Annotated in this window: 25 protein-coding genes; 15 read left to right on the top strand and 10 right to left on the bottom strand. The window is 64.1% G+C overall.

Going from position 1 to position 24699, the window contains the following annotated elements:
- The first annotated feature begins 28 nt into the window (after positions 1–28).
- Genes urtB through urtE form a run of 4 tightly spaced genes read left to right on the top strand, consistent with a single transcriptional unit; the run spans position 29 to position 4191 of the window.
- On the top strand, positions 29–1600 hold the full coding sequence (urtB, locus tag ASE26_RS04785; RefSeq protein ID WP_373922400.1) for an urea ABC transporter permease subunit UrtB: 1572 nt from the start codon (positions 29–31) through the stop codon (positions 1598–1600).
- Positions 1597–2709, top strand: coding sequence for an urea ABC transporter permease subunit UrtC (urtC, locus tag ASE26_RS04780; protein ID WP_057245682.1), 1113 nt, complete (start codon positions 1597–1599; stop codon positions 2707–2709). Before urtB ends, urtC begins: the two co-directional genes overlap by 4 nt.
- Positions 2706–3485, top strand: a complete 780-nt coding sequence (gene urtD / locus ASE26_RS04775; RefSeq protein ID WP_057245681.1) for an urea ABC transporter ATP-binding protein UrtD — start codon at positions 2706–2708, stop codon at positions 3483–3485. Before urtC ends, urtD begins: the two co-directional genes overlap by 4 nt.
- A gap of 7 nt (positions 3486–3492) precedes the next feature.
- Positions 3493–4191 carry an urea ABC transporter ATP-binding subunit UrtE gene (gene urtE / locus ASE26_RS04770; RefSeq protein ID WP_057245680.1) on the top strand — a complete coding sequence of 233 codons (699 nt, stop codon included), beginning with the start codon at positions 3493–3495 and terminating at the stop codon, positions 4189–4191.
- Here urtE and ASE26_RS04765 read toward each other — a convergent pair.
- Entirely contained in the window at positions 4169–5104 is a 936-nt protein-coding gene (locus tag ASE26_RS04765) for a response regulator transcription factor (protein WP_055932739.1), read from the bottom strand. The two genes, urtE and ASE26_RS04765, sit on opposite strands and share 23 nt — an antisense overlap.
- Entirely contained in the window at positions 5088–8435 is a 3348-nt protein-coding gene (locus ASE26_RS04760; RefSeq protein ID WP_057245679.1) for an ATP-binding protein, read from the bottom strand. The genes ASE26_RS04765 and ASE26_RS04760 overlap by 17 nt, the downstream gene beginning before the upstream one ends.
- A gap of 104 nt (positions 8436–8539) precedes the next feature.
- Here ASE26_RS04760 and ASE26_RS04755 point away from each other — a divergent pair, with 104 nt between their 5' ends.
- From ASE26_RS04755 to ureG, 8 genes are read left to right on the top strand one after another with little or no spacing between them, the layout of a single operon-like run.
- Positions 8540–9373, top strand: a complete 834-nt coding sequence (locus ASE26_RS04755) for a nickel transporter (protein WP_055932746.1) — start codon at positions 8540–8542, stop codon at positions 9371–9373.
- 11 nt (positions 9374–9384) lie between these two features.
- Positions 9385–10227, top strand: coding sequence for an urease accessory protein UreD (locus tag ASE26_RS04750; protein ID WP_055933524.1), 843 nt, complete (start codon positions 9385–9387; stop codon positions 10225–10227).
- Between the two features lies 1 nt (position 10228).
- Positions 10229–10531 (top strand): urease subunit gamma, encoded by a 303-nt coding sequence (locus ASE26_RS04745; RefSeq protein WP_055932748.1) that lies wholly within the window; start codon positions 10229–10231, stop codon positions 10529–10531.
- 7 nt (positions 10532–10538) lie between these two features.
- Positions 10539–10856: an urease subunit beta gene (locus ASE26_RS04740; RefSeq protein WP_055932751.1), complete on the top strand. Its 318-nt coding sequence runs from the start codon at positions 10539–10541 to the stop codon at positions 10854–10856.
- Positions 10856–12556, top strand: coding sequence for an urease subunit alpha (gene ureC, locus ASE26_RS04735; protein WP_055932753.1), 1701 nt, complete (start codon positions 10856–10858; stop codon positions 12554–12556). Before ASE26_RS04740 ends, ureC begins: the two co-directional genes overlap by 1 nt.
- A 13-nt stretch (positions 12557–12569) precedes the next feature.
- Positions 12570–13061 carry an urease accessory protein UreE gene (gene ureE / locus ASE26_RS04730; protein WP_055933526.1) on the top strand — a complete coding sequence of 164 codons (492 nt, stop codon included), beginning with the start codon at positions 12570–12572 and terminating at the stop codon, positions 13059–13061.
- A 2-nt stretch (positions 13062–13063) separates the two neighbouring features.
- Positions 13064–13723, top strand: coding sequence for an urease accessory protein UreF (locus ASE26_RS04725; protein WP_055932756.1), 660 nt, complete (start codon positions 13064–13066; stop codon positions 13721–13723).
- 4 nt (positions 13724–13727) lie between these two features.
- Complete coding sequence (gene ureG, locus ASE26_RS04720) at positions 13728–14366, top strand: urease accessory protein UreG (protein WP_057245678.1); 639 nt, start codon at positions 13728–13730, stop codon at positions 14364–14366.
- Here the strand turns inward: ureG and ASE26_RS04715 are convergent.
- From ASE26_RS04715 to ASE26_RS04705, 3 genes are all read right to left on the bottom strand, one after another.
- Complete coding sequence (locus tag ASE26_RS04715; RefSeq protein WP_057245677.1) at positions 14363–16339, bottom strand: ATP-binding protein; 1977 nt, start codon at positions 16337–16339, stop codon at positions 14363–14365. The genes ureG and ASE26_RS04715 overlap by 4 nt on opposite strands.
- Before the next feature lie 180 nt (positions 16340–16519).
- Positions 16520–16927 (bottom strand): hypothetical protein, encoded by a 408-nt coding sequence (locus tag ASE26_RS04710; RefSeq protein WP_055932765.1) that lies wholly within the window; start codon positions 16925–16927, stop codon positions 16520–16522.
- A 12-nt stretch (positions 16928–16939) separates the two neighbouring features.
- Positions 16940–18172 carry a porin gene (locus ASE26_RS04705; protein WP_055932768.1) on the bottom strand — a complete coding sequence of 411 codons (1233 nt, stop codon included), beginning with the start codon at positions 18170–18172 and terminating at the stop codon, positions 16940–16942.
- Between the two features lie 250 nt (positions 18173–18422).
- Here ASE26_RS04705 and argJ point away from each other — a divergent pair, with 250 nt between their 5' ends.
- The 3 genes from argJ to ASE26_RS04690 are packed head-to-tail and all read left to right on the top strand — an operon-like array spanning position 18423 to position 20939.
- Positions 18423–19661 (top strand): bifunctional glutamate N-acetyltransferase/amino-acid acetyltransferase ArgJ, encoded by a 1239-nt coding sequence (argJ, locus tag ASE26_RS04700; RefSeq protein WP_055932771.1) that lies wholly within the window; start codon positions 18423–18425, stop codon positions 19659–19661.
- 4 nt (positions 19662–19665) lie between these two features.
- Positions 19666–20532, top strand: coding sequence for an ATP-binding protein (locus ASE26_RS04695; RefSeq protein ID WP_055932773.1), 867 nt, complete (start codon positions 19666–19668; stop codon positions 20530–20532).
- On the top strand, positions 20529–20939 hold the full coding sequence (locus ASE26_RS04690; protein ID WP_055932775.1) for an NUDIX domain-containing protein: 411 nt from the start codon (positions 20529–20531) through the stop codon (positions 20937–20939). The genes ASE26_RS04695 and ASE26_RS04690 overlap by 4 nt, the downstream gene beginning before the upstream one ends.
- A 63-nt stretch (positions 20940–21002) precedes the next feature.
- On the opposite strand, the gene yacG is transcribed toward ASE26_RS04690, so the two are convergent.
- The 5 genes from yacG to ASE26_RS04665 form a co-directional block, all read right to left on the bottom strand.
- The gene (gene yacG / locus ASE26_RS04685; RefSeq protein WP_057245676.1) at positions 21003–21182 is read right to left on the bottom strand and encodes a DNA gyrase inhibitor YacG; all 180 of its coding nucleotides are present in this window, start codon (positions 21180–21182) and stop codon (positions 21003–21005) included.
- Between the two features lie 5 nt (positions 21183–21187).
- On the bottom strand, positions 21188–21943 hold the full coding sequence (zapD, locus tag ASE26_RS04680) for a cell division protein ZapD (RefSeq protein ID WP_057245675.1): 756 nt from the start codon (positions 21941–21943) through the stop codon (positions 21188–21190).
- Between the two features lie 61 nt (positions 21944–22004).
- A complete protein-coding gene (coaE, locus tag ASE26_RS04675) occupies positions 22005–22607 on the bottom strand; it encodes a dephospho-CoA kinase (protein ID WP_055932784.1) in 603 nt (200 codons plus the stop codon).
- A 1-nt stretch (position 22608) separates the two neighbouring features.
- The gene (locus ASE26_RS04670; RefSeq protein ID WP_055932787.1) at positions 22609–23478 is read right to left on the bottom strand and encodes an A24 family peptidase; all 870 of its coding nucleotides are present in this window, start codon (positions 23476–23478) and stop codon (positions 22609–22611) included.
- Between the two features lie 5 nt (positions 23479–23483).
- Complete coding sequence (locus tag ASE26_RS04665; protein ID WP_055932790.1) at positions 23484–24695, bottom strand: type II secretion system F family protein; 1212 nt, start codon at positions 24693–24695, stop codon at positions 23484–23486.
- Between the last annotated feature and the right edge of the window lie 4 nt (positions 24696–24699).

Here is a 24699-nt window from a genome sequence, read left to right as displayed (position 1 = left end):
CGCCGGCCTTGATTACTGGAGAATTCCCATGATGCATTCCGCTGTGCGCCGGCTGCTGGCCGGCATCGTGCTTTGCCTGCTGGCCGGGGCCGCGCAGGCGGCCATTGCGCCAGCCCTGCTGCAACCGCTGGCTGGCGACGATCCCGACGCGCGGGTGGCAGCAGTGGCCGCCATCGGGGCGCTCGGCACGCCGGAAGCGGCGTCCCTGCTACGCACATTGAAGGACGATGCCTTGTATCTCATGCCGGACGGGCAGGTGGCCAGCCTGGCGCCATCGGCGCCAGCGCCCGAGGGCGCGGCTGCGATTGTCGTCAATAACCGCCTGCGTGCCGCCATCGAAGCAGCCCTGTCGGGCATGCACCTGATGGCGCCCGGGCCGGCGCAGCGCCTGGCGGCCGCGCATTCCTTGCTGGACCAGGAAATGAGTCCCGCCCAGGTGGCGCTGGTGCAGCGCGCCCTGCAGGGTGAACAGGACGGGCAAGTGCGCTCCGCGCTGCAATTGCTGCTGGCCCTGGCCAGCTTGCAGGCGCCGCAAATGGCCGAACGCGCTGCCGCCGCCCGCCAGGTGGGCGAGCTGGGTGGCAGTGCGCAGCGCGCGCCGCTGCAGGCCATGCTGGAGCCGGCATCCGCTGAGCCCAACGCCGCCGTACGCCTGGCGGTAACGGCGGCCTTGAAGGCCATCGATGCGCGGCAGGCACGCACCGAGTTGCTTGGCCACCTGTTTTACGGCGTCTCGCTGGCCAGCGTGCTGCTGCTTGCGGCGCTGGGCCTGGCCATTACCTTCGGCTTAATGGGCATCATCAATATGGCGCACGGCGAATTGCTGATGATCGGCGCTTATACGACTTACCTGGTGCAGTCGCTGTTCCGTCAATACCTGCCGCAGGCGGTCGACCTGTACCTGCTGGCGGCGGTTCCCGCTGCTTTCGCCGTGGCAGCGCTGGTGGGCATGGCGCTGGAGCGCAGTGTGATCCGCTGGCTGTACGGACGCCCGTTGGAAACCTTGCTCGCGACCTGGGGTATCAGCCTGGTTCTGATGCAGGCGGTGCGGACCCTGTTCGGCGCGCAGAACGTGGAAGTCGCCAACCCGGCCTGGATGTCGGGCGGCGTCACGGTGCTCGGCTCTCTGGTGCTGCCCTACAACCGCATTGCCATCATCGTGTTTGCCGTGCTGGTGACGGCCGGCGTGTGGCTGCTTCTGAACGGCACACGGCTTGGCCTGTTCGTGCGCGCCGTCATGCAGAACCGCCGCATGGCCGGCTGCGTCGGCGTGCCGACCGGGCGCATCGATATGCTGACTTTCGGTCTCGGTTCCGGCATCGCGGGGCTGGGCGGCGTGGCGCTTTCGCAGCTGGGCAATGTGGGGCCGGACCTCGGGCAGTCCTACATCATCGACTCTTTCATGGTGGTGGTGCTGGGCGGCGTCGGCCAGTTGGCCGGCACTGTGATCGCGGCCCTGGGGCTTGGTGAAGCCAACAAATTACTGGAACCTGCGGCAGGTGCCGTGCTGGCCAAGATCGCCATCCTCGCCTTCATCATCATCTTCATCCAGCGCCGTCCGCAGGGACTGTTCGCGGTCAAAGGCAGGAGCATCGAATGAACAAGCTGTTTTCCCGGCGCACCTGGTGCGCACTGGCCGGCCTGGCGTTGCTGGCGGCCTTGCTGCCGGCCTGCAATCTGGCCTTCCCGCCAGGACATGCGCTGCATGTGCCCGACTACCTGGTCGGCCTGGCCGGCAAGTTCATGTGCTATGCCCTGGCGGCACTGGCGCTTGACCTGGTGTGGGGCTACACCGGCATCCTGTCGCTGGGCCATGGCCTGTTCTTTGCCTTGGGCGGCTATGCACATGGCATGTACCTGATGCGCGCGATCGGGCGCGATGGCGTCTATCAAAGCACGCTGCCGGACTTCATGGTCTTCCTCGACTGGAAGGAGTTGCCCTGGTACTGGGCCATGACGGACAGCTTCTGGTACTGCCTGGCGCTGGTAGTGCTGGTACCGGGCGCGTTGGCTTTCGTTTTCGGTTACTTCGCTTTCCGTTCGCGCATCAAGGGCGTGTATTTTTCGATCATCACGCAAGCCCTGACCTATGCCTGCATGCTGCTGTTCTTCCGCAATGACACTGGCTTCGGCGGCAATAACGGCTTCACCGATTTCAAACGCATTCTTGGCTTCAGCATCACGGCGCCCTCCACCAAGGCAGTGCTGTACCTGGTAACCCTGGCCTTCCTGGCAGGCGCACTGCTGCTGTGCCGCTGGACCGTGACGTCGCGCCTGGGTCGCGTGCTGCAAGCAGTGCGCGATTCGGAGGCACGCCTGATGTTCATCGGCTACAACCCGTTATGGTTCAAGCTCTTTGTCTGGACCCTGTCGGCCATCCTGTGCGCCATTGCCGGTGCCTTGTATGTGCCGCAGGTGGGCATTATCAATCCGTCGGAAATGTCGCCGGCTAACTCGATCGAGATGGTGGTCTGGGTGGCCGTCGGCGGCCGTGGCACGCTACTGGGAGCGATCCTCGGAGCCTTTACGGTAAACGGCTTGAAGAGCTGGTTCACCGCCGCCTTCCCGGACTTATGGCTGTTTGCACTGGGCCTGCTGTTCATACTGGTGACGCTGCTGATGCAGAAAGGGCTGCTGGGTCTGCGCCTGCCTCGGCGCGCGCAACGCACCGCACCGGCGCCCAGGCAAGAACTGGAGGAGGTGGTATGAAGCTCGCGCAGGACGATGGGCTGGACACCAGCCATGGCGCCATCCTTTACCTGGAGGATGTGACGGTCGATTTCGACGGCTTGCGTGCCCTGAACAAGCTCAGTCTCGATATCTCGGTGGGAGAACTGCGCTGCATCATCGGCCCCAATGGCGCCGGCAAGACCACGATGATGGATGTCATCACCGGCAAGACCAGGCCCGCTTCGGGCAGCGCCTGGTTCGGCCAGCGCCACGATTTGTCGGCGCTGACGGAATACCAGATTGCGCAAGCCGGCATTGGCCGCAAGTTCCAGCGGCCGACGGTGTTCGAGTCGCATACGGTGTTCGAAAACCTGGAGCTGGCGATGAAAATGGACAAGCGCGTGCGCCCCTCGCTGTTTGCGCGCCTGGGCGGCGAGCAGCGCGACAAGATTGCCGCCACCCTGCGCCAGATCCGCCTGGAAGGGCAGGCCCAACGCCTGGCGGGATTGCTCTCGCACGGCCAGAAACAATGGCTGGAAATCGGCATGCTGCTGATCCAGGACCCGCAATTGATCCTGCTGGACGAACCGGTGGCCGGCATGTCCGACGCCGAAACGGCGCGCACCGCGGAATTGCTGAACGAACTGCGCGGCAAGCATTCCATCATGGTGGTGGAGCACGATATGGGCTTCGTGGCCGAGATCGCGCAGCGCGGCAAGGTGACGGTGCTGCATGAAGGCGCGGTACTGGCACAGGGCCGCATGGACGAAGTGCAGGCCGATGAACGGGTGATAGAAGTCTATTTAGGGCGCTAGGAAGATGATGCTGCAAGCCGAAAACCTGAACCAGTACTATGGCTCTTCCCACACCTTGCGCGGCGTCTCGCTGCAAGTGGCGCGCGGCCAATGCCTGGCCTTGCTGGGCCGGAATGGCGTGGGCAAGACCACGCTGCTGAAATGCCTGATGGGAGTGCTGCCGGTTTCCGGCGGCACGGTGCGGCTGGGCGGGCGCGACATCACGCGCCAGCCGCCCCATGCGCGCGCGGCGGCCGGCATCGCCTATGTGCCGCAAGGCCGGGAGATCTTTGGCCGGCTGACGGTGGAGGAAAACCTGCGCATGGGCATGGCCACGCTGCCAGGCCGCGAGGCGGCGCGCATCAATGGCGAAGTCTACGAGCTGTTTCCCGTGCTGAAGGAGATGCTGCAGCGGCGCGGCGGCGACCTGTCCGGCGGCCAGCAACAGCAGCTGGCCATCGCCCGCGCCCTGCTGCAACGGCCGCAGGTGCTGATCCTGGACGAACCGACCGAGGGCATCCAGCCCTCCATCATCAAGGATATCGAACGCGTAACCCGCCTGCTGCGCCAGCGCGGCGACATCGCCATCCTGTTGTGCGAGCAGTATTTCGATTTCGCCCAAGCGCTGGCCGACCATTTCGTCGTGCTTGCGCGCGGCGAGGTGGTAGCGGCCGGCAGCCAGGCGCAGATGGCGAGCGGCGATATCACCCGCCACCTGGCGGTCTAGACGATACGGCCAGCGTGGCGGCGGCGGTACGCGTCTCGACGCCCAGTTTCGCGAACACGTGCTCCAGGTGCTTGTTGATGGTGCGCGGGCTGGTGCCGAGGATGTCGCCGATGTCGTGGTTGGTCTTGCCCTTGCTGACCCAATGCAGCACTTCGGCTTCGCGCTGGGTCAGGCGGTGCTTCGCCATCAGCGACTGCACCAGCGCGTCATCCGATTCTTCGCGCAGCACCACGCTCCACTGGACCGCTTCGTCCGCCTCGCCCAGCGCGAAGATCAGGCGCCGCGCGCCTTGCGCAATGACCAGCGCGGCTGCTTCCTCGCCGGCGGAGCGCGCCCGCACGGCGCGCTGCAGCCAGGGCGAAACCTGCGGCGGCAGCGTCGACTTGGCGTGGGCCGGGAAGTAAATATCCAGCCATTGCCGCGCCAACGGTGTTTGCCAGATGATGCGTTCGTCCGGATCGACCGCCAGCACGGCATGGCCAAAGGCATCAAGGGCGCTGCGGGCCTGGCTCATCATGCGCGCGTTCTGCGTGTGGGTGCGGATGCGCGCCAGCATTTCGTTCTGGCGTACCGGCTTGGTCACATAGTCGCTGCCACCGACCTGGAATGCCGCCACCACATGTTCGCTCTCGGTCAGCCCCGTCATGAAGATGACCGGGATGGCGCGGGTCTGGAGATCCGCTTTCAGGCGCCGGCAGACTTCAAAGCCATCCATGCCGGGCATGACGGCATCCAGCAGCACGACGTCGGGCTGCAACAAGTGGGCCTGTTGCAGCGCGGTGGCGCCGTTGTTGGCAACCACCACGGAGTAGCCCGATTCATCCAGCGCGTCGTGCAGCACGGCCAGGTTTTCGGGCATGTCGTCAACTACCAGCACCAGCTGGCCTGGCGGGCGTTCAATCGTTTGTGGCATGGGATGCTCCCTGTTCGAGCAAGTGCGCCATCGCTTCCAGGTCGAAGCGCTGCGCGTGGGCCCGCATGATGGCGACAAAATGCAGGTACGGTTCGCCGAGCGCGGCGATGACGTCCAACTGCTGCTTGATGCCGCGCATATAGCCGGCCCTGACCTGGGCGCGCAGGGTCGCGAGCTGGGCGGGCGGCGGCAGTTGCGGCAAGCCGGGCGGCGGGGCGCTGGCAGCGGCGGCCGCCGGCACGATCCAGTCGAGCTGCAGGCGGCGCCCGATCCAATCCAGCAGTTCGGCCAGTTGCACCGGTTTGGTGAAGAAGTCATCGGCGCCGATGCCGGCCGGATTGGGCAAGCCCTTGTCGTAGGCATTGGCCGAAACGATACCGATCGGCACAGTACAGCCATGCCCGGTGCGCAGCAGGTGGCTGGCTTCCCAGCCATCCATGCCTGGCATGGCCAGGTCCATCAGGATCAGGTCGGGTGTGAAGCCGGCCTGGTATTGCAGGCACTCCTGGCCGGAAGCGGCCTGGCCGACGATGAAGCCGAGCGGCGTCAGGATTTCCGCCAGCAGCTCGCGGTCGTTGGGGTCATTGTCGACCACCAGGATGCGGCGGCGGGCGCCGGCATAGCCGCTGCGCGGGAGCGCGGGGGTATCGGGCTCCGGCGCCCCGGCCTGCAGCCGTGGCAGCAACAGGCGCACGCCGAAGACGCTGCCCGTGCCCGGGGTGCTGCGCACCGTCAGTTCACCGCCCATCAGCTCCGTCAGCAGCTTGCTGATGGGCAGGCCGAGCCCGGTGCCGCCGCAGTTGGCGGCATCGCCGGCGCTGCCGCGCGCGAAGGGCTCGAAGATGCGTTCCAGCTCGTGCCCGAAGATGCCAGGTCCGCTGTCCTCCACCTCAAAGTGCGCCATGTCGCGCTGGTAGCGCAGGCGGAAAACAATGCTGCCCTGGCTGGTGAACTTGACCGCGTTGCCGAGGATATTGATCAGGATCTGGCCAAGGCGCTTGCGGTCGGCCCGCACCAGCGCCGGCAGGCTGCCCTGCACCTCGTAGCGGAAAGCCAGTGCCTTGCTGGCGGCCTGCTGTTCGAACATCAGTACCAGCTGCGCGATGAAGGTGGCGAATTCCAGCGGGCGCAGGTCGACGCTCAGGCGGCCGCCCTCGATGCGGGCGATGTCGAGCGTGCCTTCGATCAGCGACAGCAGGTGCTCGCCGCTGCCGCGTATGACGCGGATGGCCTGCTGCCGGTGCGGCGGCATGGCCGGGTCGTGCTCCAGCAACTGCGCATAGCCGAGGATACTGTTGAGCGGGGTGCGGATTTCATGGCTGATGCCGGCGATATAGCGGCTCTTGGCCTGGTTGGCCTGGTCGGCCAGCTTCCTGGCCTGCTGCGCTTCTTCCTGCGCCACGCGGCGCCCTTCGCGGTTCAGCACCAGCCACCACGCCACGATAGCGCTGACCAGCAGCAGCGAGCCGAAGATCTTGAGGAAAGCCAGGCGCAATGGCGCCAGCAGCTGCGCCTGCCCGGCCTGCAGCAGGGCTGCACCCTCATGCAGGTAAAGCAGTCCGAGCAGGCCCGCCAGGAAGAGCAGGGTCAGCGTCAGCAGCAGCAGGTAGTAGCCCAGCCCGCTGACCAGGTAAGGCCAGGCCGACTTCGGCAGCAGCCAATGCATGGCCGCTTGCCATTGCACGGACAGGCGCGCATGGGGCTTGCATGCATCGTCGCAGCGTGCGTCGAGGCAGCAGCAGAGCGAGCAGATCGGCCCCTGGTAGGCCGGGCAATGCGCCATGTCCTCCGCTTCGTAGGATTTTTCGCAGATGCTGCAGGTGTTGCTGTGTGGCGCCGCGGCCTGGCGTGCAATGTAGTAGCGTCCGCCGGTCAGGCAGGCGATGGCCGGCGCCGTGGCGAAGGCGGTGGCGAGCGCAATGAGGGCAGAAAAGGCTTGCGCCGTAGCGCCGAACAGGCCGGTGAACGCGGCTACCGACAGTAGCGAGGTAAGCAGCATGGCGCCCACGCCAACCGGATTGATATCGTACAGGTAGGCGCGGCGGAATTCGATGCCTGCCGGGCTTAGTCCCAAGGGCTTGTTGATGACCAGGTCGGCCACCACGGCGGCGATCCAGGCGATGGCGATATTGGAGAACAGCCCGAGCACCTGGCCCAGCGCCTGGAACACATTGAGCTCCATCAACAGCACGGCAATCAGGGCATTGAAGCAGGCCCACACGACGCGCCCCGGATGGCTGTGGGTCAGGCGCGCGAAGAAGTTCGACCAGGCCAGCGAGCCGGCATAGGCGTTAGTCATATTGATCTTGACCTGCGACACCACGACAAACACGACGGTGGCCAGCAGCGCCAGGCCATGGCCGGCGCCGACCAGGCTGAAGCCGGCCAGGTACATATGGGTCGGGTTGACTGCCTGCGCCAGGCTGGCGCCGCCTTCCAGCGCGAGCAGGGCGAGCAGGGCGCCGGCCAGCATTTTCAGTGCCCCGACCACCGCCCAGCCAGGACCCGCGGCCAGCACGCCAAGATGCCAGTGCAGGCGCTTCTTTCCAGGCGGCGGCATGAAGCGCAGGAAGTCGACCTGTTCACCAATCTGAGGGATGAGGGCCACCCCGACGGCGGTGGCAGCGCCAAAGGCCAGCGTATTGAAATGGGCATGGGCCGGGTCGGTGCCGGCGAACCGGAGCAACTGGCCGGGAAGGTCGGGCCGCTTGAAAGCAATGGCGATGAAGGGCAGCGCCATCAGCAGCAGCCAGAGTGGCTGGCTCACCATCTGGATGCGGCTGATCAGGGTCACGCCGTGCGTCACCAGGGGCACCACCGCCAGCGCGCTGGCCAGGTAGCCGAGCCACAGCGGCAGGCCGAAATACAGTTCCAGCGCATACGCCATGATGGCCGCCTCCAGTGCAAACAGGATGAAAGTAAAGGAAGCGTAGATAAACGAGGAAATGGTGGAGCCGATATAGCCGAAGCCGGCGCCGCGGGTCAGCAAGTCCATGTCGACGCCGTGGCGCGCCGCGTAATAGCTGATGGGCAGGCCGGACAGGAAAATGATCAGGCTGACCGCCAGGATGGCCCAGAAGGCATTGATGAAGCCGTAATGCACGGCCAGCGTTCCGCCTATCGCTTCCAGCACCAGGAAGGCAATCGCACCAAACGCGGTATTGGCGACGCGAAAAATGGACCATTTGCGAAAGGTGCGCGGCGTGAAGCGCAGCGCATAGTCTTCGATGGTTTCATTGGCGACCCAGGTATTGTAGTCGCGCCTTATCTTGACGATGCGCTGAACCGTTTTGGTGCGTGGGCTTTCCACATTTGGTGCAGAGTTATTCATGGTTCGCGTTGTTCTGGCAGGCTACAGCTCTGATGCAATTACTATGCCCATTGGCCGTGGCTTGGTTCTCGGGTAACTGGTATGCGTCTTGCTTATTGAAGAGCATGACCGATAAGCTTCCCGACAATTTGATTGGACTCTGTTTGCTGGTGCTCAGCCTGGGCTTGAAGCACGGTTTCGACGCTGACCACCTGGCAACGATTGACGGCCTGGCGCGCTGGAATATGCCGGCCCGCGCGCGACTGGCGCGCCAGTGCGGAGCCTGGTTCTCACTGGGACACGGCGCCGTGGTTACCGCCATCGCGCTGGCGCTCAGCACACTGGCCGGCTACTGGCAGCCGCCGGCCTGGCTTGAACTATGCGGTGCCTGGGTCTCGATCGCCTGCCTGATCGGCTTGGGACTGTTGAATGCTCACGCGTTGCTTAGTGCACCTGCAGGGCAGATGGTTGCGCCAGTCGGATTGAAAGGCCGCTTCCTGGGTCCTCTTGCCGCGGCATCGGGCCCGGGCGGGGTGGCGCTGGTGGGCGCCTTGTTTGCGTTGTCGTTCGATACCGTCAGCCAGGCCAGTCTGTTCGCCGTTGCTGCCACGCAGTTCGGCGGCTGGCAGCATGCGTTGCTGCTGGGCGTGTTGTTTACGCTGGGAATGCTGGTAGCCGATGGCGTGCACGGTTTCTGGATTGCGCGCTTGCTGCGCCGTAGTGGCGAGGCGGCGGTACTGGCGTCGCGCATCATGGGCTGGGTGGTGGCTGGCCTGAGTTTCCTGGTCGCGGGTTTCGGCATCCTGAAACTGTCATCGCCCGCGATCGTCGCCTGGAGCGAAGGCAAGGAGCTTGCTTTCGGTGCGGCACTGGTAGTGGTATTGGCGGGCAGCTTCCTGCTGGCCAAAGTCGTCGCGCGCCCGCGGGCAAGGGCGCCCTCCGACGCATCCTTGGGATAGTGGTGGCTGTCATGCGCATCGACCTTCCCGCCGCATCGTTGCCCCCCGCCTCGTGGCGTGCCAGCCTGGCGCTGCGCTATGCGCGCGCCGGCGCCGCGACGCGGCTGGTGCAGCGCACACACAGCGGCCCCTTGCGTGTGCAAAAGGCGTTCTATCCGGAAGGAGAAACCGTTTGCCATAACATCGTTCTGCATCCACCGGCCGGCATTGCCGGTGGCGATGCACTGTGTATCGACGTCACGGCTGATGCCGCTGCGCATGCCCTGCTGACTACGCCGGGCGCCGCCAAGTGGTACCGCGCCAATGGCAAGCCTGCCTCGCAGCGGGTCAGCATCCGGCTGGAACAAGACGCGCGGCTGGAATGGCTGCCGCAGGAAACCATCTTCTTCGACGCCACCGATGCACATCTGCTGCAGCAGGTCGAACTGGCGCCCGGCGCGCGCTACCTCGGCTGCGACATCCTGTGCTTTGGCCGCAGCGCCAGCGGCGAGCGCTTTGCACGCGGTACGGTACGCCAGCAATTGCAGGTACGCCAGGCCGGGCGCCTGCTGTGGTGGGACCAGGGCGTGCTGCATGGCGGCAGCAGCGCCATGCAAAGTCCGCATGTGCTGGGCGGCGCGACGGTATGCGCCACCTTGCTGGCGGCAGGACGCTGCGCCGACGCCGCGCTTATCGCGCAGTTGCGCGCGCTGGACCCGGCGCTGGGCGTGACGGCGCTCAAATCCGTGTCGGTAGTGCGCTACCTGGGGCACGATGCCGAATGTGCGCGCAAGCTGATGGCGCAGGCCTGGCAAGCCTTGCGCCCGCATTGGATGGCGCGCCCCGCAACCGAACTCCGCATATGGAATACCTGATATGGACCTTTCTCCACGTGAAAAAGACAAGCTGCTGCTGTTCACGGCCGCGCTGCTGGCGGAGCGCCGCCGCGCGCGCGGCCTCAAGCTCAACTACCCGGAAGCGGTGGCCCTGATCAGCGCGGCGATCCTGGAAGGCGCGCGCGACGGCAAGACCGTGGCCCAGTTGATGTCCGAGGGCAGCCAGGTGCTGGCGCGCGACGATGTGATGGAGGGCGTGCCCGAAATGATTCCCGACATCCAGGTCGAAGCGACTTTCCCCGACGGCACCAAGCTGGTCACCGTCCACCACCCTATCATTTGAGGACGGCATGATACCTGGCGAATACCTGCTTGAAGAGGGCGACATCACGCTCAACGCCGGCCGTGCCGGCTGCACCCTGGTGGTGGCCAACAGCGGCGACCGGCCGGTGCAGGTCGGCTCGCATTTCCATTTTTTTGAGGTCAATGAGGCGCTGCAGTTCGAGCGCGCCCAGGCGCGCGGTATGCGGCTTGATATCGCGGCCGGTACCGCGGTGCGCTTCGAACCCGGCCAGCGCCGCACGGTGCAGCTGGTGGCGCTGGCCGGCACGCGCCAGGTGTATGGCTTCAACGCCCGCGTGATGGGCGCATTGGACGGGGAGGCGTAATGGCCCGGATTTCGCGCCGCGCATATGCGGAAATGTTCGGGCCGACCAAGGGTGACCGCATCCGCCTGGCCGATACCGAACTGTTCATCGAGATCGAACATGACTACGCCATTCCCGGCGAAGAGGTGAAGTTCGGCGGCGGCAAGGTCATCCGCGACGGCATGGGCCAATCGCAGCTGCCGCACCGGGACGTGATGGACACGGTGATCACCAATGCCGTGATCCTCGACCACTGGGGCATCGTGAAAGCCGATATCGGCTTGAAGGACGGCCAGATCGCCGCCATCGGCAAGGCCGGCAACCCCGACATCCAGCCGGGCGTGACGATGGCCATCGGCGGCGCCACCGAGATCATTGCGGGCGAAGGCATGATCGTCACCGCCGGCGGGGTCGATACGCACATCCATTTCATCTGTCCGCAGCAGATCGAAGAAGCCCTGGCATCGGGTGTGACCACCATGATCGGCGGCGGCACCGGGCCGGCCGTCGGCACCGCGGCCACCACCTGCACGCCCGGCCCATGGCATATCCACGCCATGCTGGCAGCGGCCGACGCCTTCCCGATGAACCTGGGTTTCCTGGGCAAGGGCAATGTGAGCCTGCCGCGCCCCTTGGAAGAACAGGTTGAGGCCGGCGCCATCGGCCTGAAGCTGCACGAGGACTGGGGCAGCACGCCGGCCGCAATCGACAACTGCCTGTCGGTTGCCGACCGCATGGACGTGCAGGTTGCCATCCATACCGACACGCTGAACGAAGGCGGCTTCCTGGAGGCGACGCTGGCGGCGTTCAAGGACCGCACCATCCACACCTTCCATACCGAAGGCGCGGGCGGCGGCCATGCGCCGGACATCATTGCGGCAGTCGGCCAGTCCAATGTGCTGCCGTCGTCCACCAACCCGACCCGCCCGTTCACCGTCAACACCCTGGACGAGCACCTGGACATGCTGATGGTGTGCCACCACCTGGACGCCGCCATCGCCGAAGACGTGGCCTTCGCCGAATCGCGCATCCGCCGCGAGACCATCGCGGCCGAAGACATCCTGCACGACCTGGGCGCGATCTCGATGATGTCGTCCGATTCGCAAGCCATGGGGCGGGTGGGGGAAGTCATCATGCGCACCTGGCAGACCGCGCACAAGATGAAAGTGCAGCGCGGCGCGCTGCCGGGCGACAGCGAACGCAGCGACAACACGCGCGTCAAGCGCTACGTGGCGAAATACACCATCAATCCCGCCATCGCACATGGCGTGTCGCACGTGGTGGGCTCGCTGGAAGTGGGCAAGCTGGCCGACCTGGTGCTGTGGCGGCCGGCATTCTTCGGCGTCAAGCCATCGATGGTGCTGAAGGGCGGCATGATCGCCTGTGCCCAGATGGGGGATCCGAACGCCTCGATTCCCACACCGCAGCCGGTGTACATGCGGCCGATGTTCGGCGCCTTCGGCGGCGGCTTGAAAAAGTCGCTGACCTTCGTCTCGCAGGCGGCGTTCGAGGCCGGCGTGGCGCAGCGCCTCGGGCTGGCCAAGCGCGTGGTGCCGGTGCGCGCCACGCGCAAGCTGCGCAAAGCCGATATGGTCCACAATGGCGCGGCCCCGCACATGGAGGTCGATCCCGAAACCTATGAAGTGCGTGCCGATGGCCAGCTGCTGGTGTGCGAAGCCGCACCAGTGCTGCCGATGGCACAGCGCTATTTCCTGTTCTGAACGAGCGATGACGATGCTGACCCTGCACACCAAACTGGCCGCCGCCGAACGCGTGGACGGCGAACTGGTACTGACTTACGACCAGCGCGAGAAGTGCCGCCAGCGCGCGCGCCTGGTTTCGGGCGAGGAAATCGCCTTGTTCACCGCGCGCGGCACGGTATTGCGCGAAGGCGACCTGCTGGCCGGTGAAACCGGTTTCGTGGCGCGCGTGCGCGCCGCTGCGGAGCCGGTTTATACCGTGCGCGCCGCCGACGCGCACGGCCTGCTGCGCTGCGCTTTCCATCTCGGCAACCGGCATAGCCAGGTGGAGGTGGGGGACGGCTTCCTGCGCATCCGCGCTGATCCGGTGCTGCGCGACATGCTGACCGGGCTGGGAGCGCTGGTGACGCAAGACATGGCGGCATTCGAGCCGGAGCCGGGCGCCTATTCCGGCGGCCATGCGCACGGCCACCCGTTGGCCCCGGTGCCGCTGCGGCAAAAGATCCATCGCCCGGCGGACGCGTAGCGATGGAAGCGCAAGCCCTGCTGCACCTGCTGCAATTCGCCAGCCCGGCGCTGCCGGTTGGTGCTTACAGTTATTCGCAAGGACTGGAGGCGGCGCTGGAGCAAGGCAGCGTGCACGACGCCGCAACGGCGCGCCAGTGGATGAGCAGCATGCTGCACGAAGTGCTGGCGCGCTGGGACGCCCCGCTGTTCTGGCGCCTGCTGCGCGCCCACGCTGCAGGCGATGCGGCGTGTGCCGCGTGCTGGGCCGAACGCTACCTGGCTTCGCGCGATACGGCGGAACTGCGCGCGGAATCGGTGCAGATGGGTTTTTCGCTGGCGCGCCTGTTGGCCGAGCTGGAGCTGGCGCCGGCCACGGAAGGCGAGGAGGCTTACCTGGCCGCCCTGGCGCGTGCCGTGCATGCGCTGGGCGTTCCTCACAACGCGGCGTTGCTGGCCATGCTGTTCGGCTGGGCCGAGAACCAGGTACTGGTGTGCGTCAAATCCATCCCGCTGGGGCAGGTGGCGGGCCAGCGGCTGCTGCTGTCGCTGCGCCCGGAAATTGAAGAAGCGGCGCGGGTTGCGCAAGCGCTGGACGATTGGGACATGTCCAACTGGGCGCCCGGGCTGTCCCTGCTGTCGATGCGGCACGAGGTGCAGCACGGCAGGCTTTACCGTTCATAAAGGAATGACTATGGTATCCAATCCCCTGCGCGTCGGCATCGGCGGCCCGGTCGGCTCTGGCAAGACCGCCCTCTGCGAAATGCTGTGCAAGGCCATGCGCGACGATTACGACATGGCCGTGATCACCAACGACATCTACACGCGTGAAGACATGGAGATCCTGCTGCGCGCCCAGGCGCTGCCGCCGGAGCGCCTGATGGGCGTGGAGACGGGCGGCTGCCCGCACACTGCGATCCGGGAGGACGCGTCGATCAACCTGGAGGCGATCGCGCGCCTGCAGGCGGATTTTCCGGCGCTGGACCTGATCCTGGTCGAATCCGGCGGCGACAATCTGGCCGCGACCTTCAGTCCTGAGCTGTCGGACCTGACCCTGTATGTGATCGATGTGGCGGGCGGTGAAAAGATTCCGCGCAAGGGCGGGCCGGGTATCACGCGCTCCGATCTGCTGATCATCAACAAGACCGACCTGGCCCCGCATGTGGGCGCAGACCTGGAAGTGATGGCGCGCGACGCCGCACAGCAGCGGGGCGAACGTCCTTTCGTGTTCACCAATTTGCGCAGCGGGCAGGGCGTGCAGGACGTGGTCAGCTTTATTCGCGAGCAGGGTTTGCTGGGCGCGCCAGGTTCACAGGCGGACGCCTAGTCCTTTTGCGGTGAGCTGGCCGGGAGCAATATGCGCACCGTGGTACCGTCGCCCGCCGCGGACTCGATGGTAATGCGGCCGCCCATTACTCCCGTGACGATGTTGTAGACGATGTTCATGCCCAGGCCTGTGCCGCCATTGCCCATTTTGGTGGTGAAGAAGGGATCGAACACTTTGCGCTGCACTTCTTCCGGCATGCCGGCGCCGTCGTCGCGGAATACAATTTCGACCTGTCCACCCTCGATCGCGCGGGCTGTAAGCCACAGCTTGCCGCTGCTGCGGCCTTCGAAAGCGTGCATCAGGGAGTTGTTGATCAGGTTATTGAACACCTGGTACACGCTGCCTGGATAAGAATCGAGTTCCAGCTCATACGGAACGTCGATTTCCATGTGGATTGCACCGCGGCGCAGGCGCGGCGTGTAAGTTGCTGCGGTATCGAGCGCCACTGCCCGCAGGCGGAAGCGGCGGCGCTGGTCGTTGGTCTGGTCCACAGCGATCTGCTTGAACGAGGCAATCAGGGCGGCAGCCTTTTCCAGCGAACTGGAAATCAGGCCGCACGCGAGCTGCACTTCTTCCAGGTGATGATTCAGTGTCGAACGCCGCACCGAGCCGTCGGCGACCGACTGCTTGAATTCCTTCACTCGGTCGTCGAGCGCAGTGGAGGCCAGCAGGCTATTGCCGATCGGCGTATTCAGTTCGTGCGCGATGCCTGCCACCAGCGAGCCGAGCGACGCCATTTTTTCTGAGGCGATCAGGTCATGCTGCGTGCGCTGCAAAGTCTCCAGCGCGTGCGACAGGTCGCGGTTGGCCTGTTCCAGTGCAGCCGACCGTTCGCGCACGCGCGACTCCAGCGCATCATTCAATTCGCGTAACTGCTGCTTGGCCTGCATCTCCTGCGTCAGGTCGAGCAGGGCCCAGATGATGGCGTGCTTGCCGTCCAGGAGCAGTGAGGACGACCAGATCGCCACCTGGCCCGGCCCGCCATCAGGCAGTACCACATCGGCCATCTCACCGCGCACCACGCCATGCCGGCGGAATTCGTCCCAGATGCGCTGGCGTTCGTTCGGCGACGCCCAGAACGACACTTCATCCGAGCGCCTGCCAATCAGTTCGTGCAGCGGAGTGCCGAAGGTGCGGGCAAGTGCCTGGTTGGCGCCGATGATGCGGCCATCCTGGTCGGACACCGACAGCGGCAGAGGCGTCATGTCGAACAGGGTGCGGAAGCGTTCTTCCGACTCGCACAGGCGGCGCTGCGACTCTTCGAGCTGGGCGATGCGTTCGCGCAGCGCGGCGCTCATCATGTTGAGCGAGTGGGTCACCACTTCGAGTTCGTCGCCGCCGCTTTCGGGCAACTGGCTGAACTGGCCTTCGGCCAGCTTTTCCGAGTGGCGCGTCAGGGCGCCAAGGCGCATGCTGACGCCGCGCGTCATGGCATAGAACAGGAGCAGGGCCAGCGCGAAGCCAAGCAGGGCGATCAGGCCGCCCTGGCGCAGCACGTCATCGCGCGCCGTTACCAGGTCGACGGTGGAGAGGCCGAAGTGCAGCATGCCGACCTGGTTGTCCTTCAACAGCAGCGGCGCCTGCGCGTGCAGCAGGTTGCCGTCGACGGAAGTGCGCACGCCGCCGCCCAACTGGGCCTGGCGCAGCGCTTCCGGCATGAAGTCCGGGCGCTCGCCGGCTTCCAGCACGGTGTCGCCCGAAGCGTCGAGGATCACGATGTAGCGCAAGAAGCTGTCGCGCGGGTCGGACAGCATTTCCGACCAATAGCTGCGTAGTTCGCCCAGCCGGCCGCTGCTGGAATAAGGCGTCAGGGTCAGGTTGAGGTTGACGGCATATTCGTGGGCAACGCGGTCGGCGTTGCGGCTGACGGCATTGCTCATCAGGCGCAAGCTGTTGCCAATTAACAGCGCCACCACCACGGCCTGGACGAAAGCGCTCAGCAGCAGGAATTTCGCGCGCAGCGAAAGTTTCAAAGCGACCCCCGGGATAAATGTCCACTTTTGTTCCTGACCCCTAGGTGGACATTCTTATTGATGAATTATCACGGCATTGTATCTCTTCATTTGTGAAAGTTGCCGAGATCGAAAAAAAACGCCGCCCGGCTGTTGCGGGGCGGCGTTGGCGCGTAGCGGGCGCAGTAAAACGTTTTCGGCTTACGGCAGGGTCAGGATGACCTTGACGCTGTCGTCGGCAGCCGATTTGTCGATGTAGCCGATGGCTTTCGGATCGTCCGCCACGGCCTTCTTGACCTCGGCGTTGGACTTGAATTCCTTCGGTGGCGTGGCCTTGCCGGTGAACACCAGCTTGGACCAGATGGCTTTCACCTGGGCCGGGTCCTTTTCCGCGACTTTCTGGTAGAAGTCGGTGCGGATCTTGGAGCCTTCAGCCTGGTCCACCGGGGTGAACATGGCCGATTTGCCGAGGAAGAACTGGGATGCCTGTTCCGAGAACATGCGCGAAGCCGGATTGTCCTTGTTGACGATCACGACGATTTCGGCCGACGCCGGCAGGGCCGCGGCAGCCAGGGCCGAAGCGAGGAGGGCGCTCAGGATTTTTTTCATGGCCAGATCTCCTTAGAAGACGAAGTCGATGCCGGCGGCATAGACGTTCACGCTGTTGTTGTAGGTCATTACGCCGCCAGGCAGGATCAGGGAGCCGCCTTTTTTCTGTGGCTTGACGTGGTCGATCTGCACTTTCAGGGCCAGCGATTTGGCGAAGTCCCAGCGCATGCCGATCAGGTCGGACTTTTGCTCAGGCGAAGCCAGCAGGCCGCGTACCGCACCGAAGGTCGAGGCCAGCGGGTGGGCTGCCGGCAGGGTCGGCACGTTCACGGAAGTGCCGGCGTCCTTGTAATAGGCGTGCGCGTAGTAAGGCAGCACTTTGCCGAAACGGTAGCCGGCCATGATGTAGCCCGAGTTGGTCTCGGGGATGTAGACCGGCTCGTGGGCGCGGCGCTGGGCGTACTCGGCTTGCAGCACGATGTTCTTCCAGTCCATCGTCAGGCCGATTTCGGTGAAGCTCATCTTCTTGCCGCCCCGCAGGGTCAGGTCGTCGGCGAGCTGGATCGCGGCCGGCACCTTGGTCGCGGCCAGGCCGTCGGTCAGGGCGTTGATCGGGGCCAGGTTGTTGACTTCGATCTTGGCGCGGGCGTGCGCCAGGCGGGCGGTGAACGGACCGTATTCGGCCGTCACGGCAGCGCCGAAGACTGGCGACTGGTGCTTGGCAACGGAGCCGCCGCCGGTCGGGATGTACAGCTTGCCACGGCTGACGCCACCGAAGCCCTGCACGGTGACATTGGTGTCGCCGAAGGCGTGCTGCCAGTTGATGTCAGCACCGTCCATGTTTTCGATCGGGGCCTGGCCGTACATTTCGATCGGCGGGCGCATCATGGTGTTGGCGTAGCCGACGTTCTGGTAGTCCGAGATCAGGAAGGCTGGCAGCACAACGCGGCCCAGGCGCACATTGGTCTCGTCGTTCAGTTTGTACTTCAGGAAGCCCCAGGTGAAGTCGGTGGTGAACTGCTGGCTGGTGTTCTTGCGGGTCAGTACCTGCACGGTGCCCGACAGGCTCTCGTTGAAGGTGTAGGTGGCTTGCAGGCCGAGGTTGCTGTCCAGGCCGATGCGTGGCGAGTCGCCGGTGCCGGCTGCCTGGTTGTAGCGTGCGAATTTTGCGTCATCGGAGTTGGTCTTGGCCACACCCAGGGTGCCAAAGCCACTGATACTCAGGTTACCGTCGCCCAGGGTACCGGCCTGGGCCATCATGCCGGTAGCAGCCAGCATGGCGGCGGCGAGAAGCTGTTTCTTCATGAAAGTGATCCGATCGAATGTTATTTTATTGATAGTGCAGCGCACCAAAGTGATATCATTTTATTTATGACAGTTGCCCATGATAAACGAAAATTGAACTGATTTGAAACGAATCCTGCACAATTAGAGAGCAGCTTCTACAAAGTGTGGGGTTTTTGCGTTCGTTGATTGGTGTTATTGCACTGCGCACTGGAATGCGCGTGCGTTTAAAATAACAGCTTCGTTCCCCATCAAGATTGAGAAGAAAACCATGGCCGTCAATTCCCCTATCCCTGTCGCCGCCGACCTGAAGCCGGTTGCCGGTATCGAGCTTGGCTATGCCGAAGCCGGTATCAAGAAGCCGGGTCGCAAGGACGTGCTGGTCCTGAAGCTGGCCGATGGCGCCGCCGTGTCCGGTGTGTTCACGCTGAACCGCTTTTGCGCCGCACCGGTGCAGATTTCGAAGGAAAACCTGGCGGCCGTGAAAGCGGGCGGCAAGCCGATCCGCGCGCTGATGATCAACACCGGCAATGCCAACGCCGGCACCGGCGAATCCGGCCTGGCCAATGCCCGCACCACCTGCGCTGCGCTGGCCAAGGAGCTGGGTTGCGACGCGCAGCAGATCCTGCCGTTCTCCACCGGCGTGATCCTGGAGCCGCTGCCGGTCGAAAAAATCGTGGCCGGCCTGCCGAAGGCGCTCCAGAACCTGAAACTGGACAACTGGTTCAATGCCGCCGAAGCGATCATGACCACCGACACCCAGCCTAAGGCGGGTTCGCGCACCGTCGATATCGCCGGCCACAAAGTCACCATGACCGGCATTTCCAAAGGCGCCGGCATGATCAAGCCGAACATGGCCACCATGCTGGGCTACCTGGCCTTCGACGCCAAAGTGGCGCAGCCGGTGCTGGACGTGCTGGTCAAGGAAGCGGCCGACAAGTCCTTCAACTGCATCACCATCGATGGCGACACGTCGACCAACGATTCCTTCATGCTGGTGGCCACCGGTGCCGGCACCCTGGTGGTCGATTCCGTCGACTCGCCTGAATACAAGGCGCTGGCTGCCGCGGTGACCGAGCTGTCGGTATTCCTGGCGCAGGCCATCGTGCGCGACGGCGAAGGCGCGACCAAGTTCATGACCATCACCGTGGAAGACGGCAAGGATACCGACGAGTGCCGCAAGATCGCCTACTCGATCGGCCACTCGCCGCTGGTGAAGACGGCGTTCTTCGCCTCCGACCCTAACCTGGGCCGCATCCTGGCCGCCATCGGCTATGCCGGCGTGGACGACCTGGACGTCAGCAAAATCAACCTCTACCTGGACGACGTGTGGGTGGCCAAGGACGGCGGCCGCAATCCGGACTACAAGGAAGAGCAGGGCCAGCGCGTGATGAAGCAAAGCGAAATCACCGTGCGCGTGAAACTAGCGCGCGGCACTGCCGCTTCCACCGTCTACACCTGCGACCTGTCGCACGACTACGTGTCGATCAACGCCGACTACCGTTCCTGAGCGGATGTCGAACCAACTCGACCAATTCCTCAAGCGCGCCGAGGCTTTGCTGGCGCGCGTGGAAGCCATCGTGCCGCCTGCGGCTGCAAAGCCCGACTGGAAGGCGTCCACCGCTTTCCGCTGGCGCAAGCGGGGCCATACCGGCTACCTGCAGCCGGTACCGCGCCCTGCGCAAATCGCTTTCGACGACTTGCAGCATATCGCCCGCCAGAAGGCGCAGATCGAGCAGAACACGCGCCAGTTCGTGGAAGGCAAGCCAGCCAACAACGTGCTGCTGACCGGCGCGCGCGGCACCGGCAAGTCTTCGCTGATCAAGGCTTGCCTGGCGGAGTTTGCACCGCAAGGCCTGCGCCTGATTGAAGTCGACAAGGGCGACCTGCACGACCTGCCCGACATCATGGACCTGGTCGCAGGACGCCCGGAGCATTTCGTGGTGTTCTGCGACGACCTGTCGTTCGAGGAAGGGGAAAGCGGCTACAAGGCGCTGAAGGTGGCGCTGGACGGTTCGGTGTCGGCCGTGATCGACAATGTGCTGATCTACGCCACCTCCAACCGCCGCCACCTGATGCCCGAGCGCATGTCGGACAATGCCACTTACAAGCATGACGAGGATGGCGACCTGCATCCGGGCGAAACGGTGGAAGAAAAGATTTCGCTGTCCGAACGCTTCGGCCTGTGGCTGTCGTTCTACCCGTTCAAGCAGGACGATTACCTGGGCATCGTGGCGCACTGGCTGGCAGCATTCGGTTGCAGCGTACCGCAGATCGCCGACGCCCGCGCCGAAGCCCTGCAATGGGCGCTGCAGCGCGGCTCGCGTTCCGGCCGCGTAGCCTGGCAATTCGCACGCGATTACGCCGGGAGGCTGCCATGAGCGCCGCACTGCATTCGCCGCGCCCGATCGACGTGGCGGTCGGCATCCTGATGCAGCCCAATGGCGACGTCCTGCTTGGCCAGCGCCCGGAAGGCAAGCCCTACGCCGGCTATTGGGAATTCCCGGGCGGGAAAGTCGACCCGGGCGAAACCATCCTCGAAGCGCTCAAGCGCGAGTTCGTCGAGGAACTGGGCATCCATATCCAGAGTGCGGAAGAATGGTGCGGCGTGGAGCACGTGTACGAGCACGCCCACGTGCGATTGCACTTCTTCATCAGCCGCGAATGGAGCGGCGAACCGCAAAGCCTGGAAGGCCAGGCCTTCGCCTGGCAAGGAACGGTAGGTGTCGAACCGCTGTTGCCAGCCACCATACCCTTGCTGGAGTGGCTCGACAAAGTACGATATTAAAAGTCGGGGTCAGCTCCGGCAATCGGACAAAATGTCCGATTGCCGGAGCTGACCCCGACTTTCTTATTGCTTGTCTTCGTCCAGGGGATCGGCGGGGGCGGTGCCGGGGATGGTGTATTTTTCCTCGGCCCAGGCGCCCAGGTCGATCATCTTGCAGCGCTCGCTGCAGAAAGGGCGGTATTTATTGGCTTCCGTCCACTCTACCTTGGTGTGGCAGGTGGGGCATTCAACGACAGTAGGCATGGTGCTTAGAAATTACAGAGGGTGAGCTCGAATGGTACATCTTCATCCAGCGGCTTGGGCTTCAGGTCGCCGCCCTGGGAGGTGAAACGCACCCACAGCATGTATTTGTTGGCCGAGATCTCGGGGATTGCCCCCAGCGCCTGGTCGACCGACAGGCGCAGCATCTGGTAGACCTTGCCTTGAAGCATCTGCTGGTAACTTCCCGCATTAGCGATCATTTTGACCGGTGCGCCGGAATCGCGCAGCAGCCGCAATACCAGGGCCAGGGCGTCGAACAACGGTGCCAGCGGGTTGAACCAGGTGACGATATCGTTGAAACGCTTTTCGGCCGGCTGCTTTTGCCAGGCGTAATAGGAAGGCAGGTCAAATTCGCAGGCGCCGCCGGGGATGATGGTGCGGCCGCGAATACTCATCAGCCACTCATTGTCGCGCACGTTCTGTCCGGTCTTGCCTTGGGAGGCGACCAGGGCGCTCGACACGCTATCGAGTTCGGTGAGGATGGCGTCCAGCATTTCGGCCTGGACGTTCGGGTTGGAGCGGTAGCCAAGCAGGCTCTGGCGCTGGCGCTCGAGTTCCTGCAGCAGGTCGGACTTGAGGTCGGCGCGGCCGGCGACTTCGAGCATGTCGAAGATGGTGGCCAATGCGACGTGATGCTGCATCGGGTGTTCCTGATGCACGAAGAACTTGAATTTCTCGTATAAATCCTCCAGGCGCAGCAAGGTGCGGATGCGCTCATTGAAAGGATATTCGTAAACGATCAAAGCATCCCTCGTCTGGAAGACCTATTAATAATCTCGTGATTCTGAACTATGCGAAGCAAAATTACAAATATTGCTGATAAAAACCATGCAAATGGTCTACTTGAGGGGTTAAAGCTTCGATCCGGCCGCCGTTGTCTATGACATCGTCGGCTGCCGCCAGCCGCACGGCGCGCGGTACCTGGGTCGCCATGATGGCCCGCACCTGGTCTTCCGCCAGGCCATTGCGCGCCATCACGCGCGCTACCTGGATTTCTTCCGGGCAGTCGATGACCAGCACGCGGTTGACGCGCTGCTTCCAGGCGCCGGATTCAACCAGCAGGGGGATGGCCAGCATGACGTAGTCGCCGCTGGCATCGGCGGCGGCCGCCAGGGTGGCGTCGCGGATCATGGGGTGGAGGATGGCTTCCAGCCGGCGCTTGGCCGCTGGTTCGCGGAATACCAGTTCGCGCATTTTGGCGCGGTCCATGGCGCCGTGGCTGTCGGCCATGTGGGGGCCGAATTCGGCCAGGATGTCGGGCATGGCGGCGCCATTGGGCCCGGTTAAAGCGTGGGCAATCTGGTCGGTGTCGACGATGCTGGCACCGCGGTCGGCAAACATATTGGCGATCAGGCTTTTACCGCTGCCGATGCCGCCTGTCAGGCCGACCACGAAGCGCGCCGGCATGTCAGCCCGGTACGCCGTACAACATTGCAGTGATTTGCTGGCCGCACAGCAGTGCCACCAGGCCGGCGCCGGCCAGGTAAGGGCCGAAGGGGATCTTGTGGTCGAAGCCCATGCGCGACGCGACGATGATGCCGATGCCAACCACTGCGCCGACCACCGAGGACAGCAGGATAATTGCCGGCAGCATCTGCCAGCCCATCCAGGCGCCGAGGGCCGCCAGCAGCTTGAAGTCGCCGTAGCCCATGCCTTCCTTGCCGCGCACCAGCTTGAACACCCAGTACACCGTCCACAGCACCATATAGCCGGCGGCTGCGCCCAGTACGGCGTCCTGCAGCGGCACGAACAGGCCTTTCACGTTGACCAGCAGGCCCAGCCACATCAGCGGCAGGGTCAGGTCGTCCGGCAGCAACTGCGTGTCGAGGTCGATAAAGGTCATCGCGATCAGCAGCCAGCCGAAGACCAGGGTGGCCATGCCGGCCCAGCCCGAGCCGAAGTGCCACACCAGGCCGGCCGACAGCAGGCCGCTGAGGAGCTCGATCGCCGGATAACGCGCCGAAATCGGCGCCTTGCAGGAGCTGCATTTTCCGCGCAGCACCAGCCAGCTGATGACCGGGATGTTTTCCAGCGCCGTGATCTGGTGCTTGCAATGCGGGCAGGCCGAACGCGGCACCACCAGGTTGTAGCGCTCCGGATGCGGTTCCGGTTCATCGCGTTCGCAGGCGCAGACGCTGTCGACCTCGCGCTGCATCATGATCGGCACGCGGTGGATCACCACGTTCAGGAAACTGCCGATCAGCAGGCCAAGGATGCCGGCCACCACAGCGGCGGCCAGCGTGGCTGGTGGCGAAAACAGCATGAATACGTCTTGCATGCTGGTTACACCACCGAACCGAGTTTGAAGATTGGCAGGTACATCGCAACCACCAGGCCACCGATCAGCACGCCCAGGATCACCATGATCATCGGTTCCATCAGGCTCGAGAGCTGGGCTACCGCCTCGTCCACTTCTTCTTCGTAGAAGTCGGCGACCTTGCCCAGCATCGCATCGAGCGCACCGGACTCTTCACCGATGGCCACCATCTGCGTCACCATGCTCGGGAACACGTCAGCATTCTGCATCGCCACGGTCAGGCTGGTACCGGTACTCACTTCGGTCTGGATCTTCTTGGTCGCGTCCATGTAGACGCGGTTGCCGGCTGCGCCGCCCACCGAGTCCAGCGATTCCACCAGCGGTACGCCGGCGGCGAACATGGTCGACAGGGTGCGGGTCCAGCGCGCCACGGTGGCTTTCAGGATCACGTCGCCGAAAATCGGCAGCTTCAGCAGCAGGCGGTCCATGGTGGCCTGCATCTTTTCCGAACGGCGCCAGCTTTGGAAGAAGAAGTACAGCCCGGCAAACAGGCTGCCGAATATCAGGTACCAGTATTTGACGAAGTATTCGGACACCGTCATCACGAACACGGTCGGCGCCGGCAGGTCGGCACCGAAGCTGGAGAATACCTCCTTGAAGGCCGGCACCACCCAGATCATGATCACGGCGGTCACGATGAAGGCCACCGCCAGCACGGCAATCGGATAAGTCAGGGCGGACTTGATCTTGCCCTTGATGGCCAGCGTCTTTTCCTTGTAGATCGCCAGGCGCGTCAGCAGGTCTTCCAGGATACCGGCCTGTTCGCCGGCCGCCACCAGGTTACAGAACAGCGGGTCGAAATACAGAGGGTATTTGCGGAACGCCATGTTCAAGCTGGTACCGGTTTCGATATCGGCGCGCAGGTCCAGCACCAGCTTCGAGACCGAAGGATTGGCGTGGCCCTTGCCGACGATGTCGAAGGCCTGCAGCAGCGGCACGCCGGCCTTCATCATCGTCGCCAGCTGGCGCGTGAACAGGGTCAGGTCTTTCTCGGTAACCTTCTTGCCCGAGCGGTAGACCTTCTTCTTGATCTTGGTGACCATGATGCCCTGGCGGCGCAAGGTAACATTGACCACGGCCTCGCCACCGGCGCGCATTTCTCCGCGCACGGTCTTGCCTGTCTTGTCCTTGCCTTCCCAGGTGAATATCTGTTCTTTTGCGGTGCCCGCAGTAGCCATATCT

Origin of the sequence: Duganella sp. Root198D2 (assembly GCF_001428585.1) — a bacterium.
In the GTDB taxonomy this organism is placed as follows: Bacteria; Pseudomonadota; Gammaproteobacteria; order Burkholderiales; family Burkholderiaceae_D; genus Rugamonas.
This window is presented reverse-complemented; position numbering and strand designations above follow the sequence as displayed.